This window comes from Patulibacter medicamentivorans, from assembly GCF_000240225.1.
In the GTDB taxonomy this organism is placed as follows: domain Bacteria; phylum Actinomycetota; class Thermoleophilia; order Solirubrobacterales; family Solirubrobacteraceae; genus Patulibacter; species Patulibacter medicamentivorans.
The window spans coordinates 1-1,031 of sequence record NZ_AGUD01000234.1; the positions used below are offsets into that span (position 1 = coordinate 1).

Here is a 1,031-nt window from a genome sequence, read left to right on the forward strand (position 1 = left end):
GCCCGACCGCTCCGGCGGCGGCACCGCCCCCGAGCCCAGCGGCGGTGCCCCGGCGCCGTCGCGTGACGCCGCCGCCGCTCCGGCGACCGCCGGCGACCCGCTCGGCCAGCCCGCGGTCGGGCTCTCCGGGCTCTCGATCGCGCGCTTCCGGATCCCGCCGTTCCTGCTGCCGATCTACCAGGCGGCCGGCACGCAGTACGGGATCCGCTGGGAGGTGCTGGCGGCGATCAACGAGATCGAGACCGACTACGGGCGCAACCTCAGCGTCTCGACCGCCGGCGCGCTGGGCTGGATGCAGTTCATGCCTGCGACCTGGAGGACCTACGGGGTCGACGGCAACGGCGACGGCCGGCGGGATCCCTACAACCCGGTCGACGCGATCTTCGCCGCCGCTCGCTACCTGCGGGCGGCGGGCGCCGCCCAGGACCTGCGGGGCGCGATCTTCGCCTACAACCACGCCGACTGGTACGTCCGCGACGTGCTCGAGCGGGCGCGGCTGGTCGCGCGCGTGCCGGCCGACGTGATCGGCGCGCTGACCGGGATGACGCTCGGGCAGCTGCCGGTCTACGAGCCGCCGGCCGCCAGCGGGCGGCGGCCGGCCGACGGTGCGGCGAAGGCCGACGCCGACGGCTGGACGGGGATCCGCGGGACCGCCGGCGCGGCCGCGGTCGCGGTCCAGGACGGAACGGTGACGCGGATCGGCGAGAGCGCGCGGCTCGGGCGGTTCGTCGAGATCCGCGACGCCTACGGCAACCGCTACAGCTACGCCGGGCTCGGCCGCCTGGCCACCCAGCACCTGGTGCCGCGCCGGTCCGCGGGACAGGGCGAGCGCGAGCGCGACTCCCGCACGCCGACCCGGTCGGGAGCGGACGAGGCCGCAGCCGACGACGCCGCGACGGGAGCAGCCACGACGGCCGACGCCGCCCCGACCCTGACCGCGGTCCCGCCGGCCGGCGTTCCCGAGGACCCGGTGCCGACCGGGCCGGCCAGCGCCGGTCGCCGCCCGTCGTCGGCGCGGCTCGCGACCACGG

Annotated in this window: 1 protein-coding gene; it reads left to right on the forward strand. The window is 78.0% G+C overall.

Translation table 11 applies throughout. The annotated features are described in order from the left end of the window. A partial coding sequence (locus PAI11_RS25915; RefSeq protein WP_138974348.1) for a lytic transglycosylase domain-containing protein occupies window positions 1-1,031 on the forward strand: 1,031 nt, incomplete at both ends.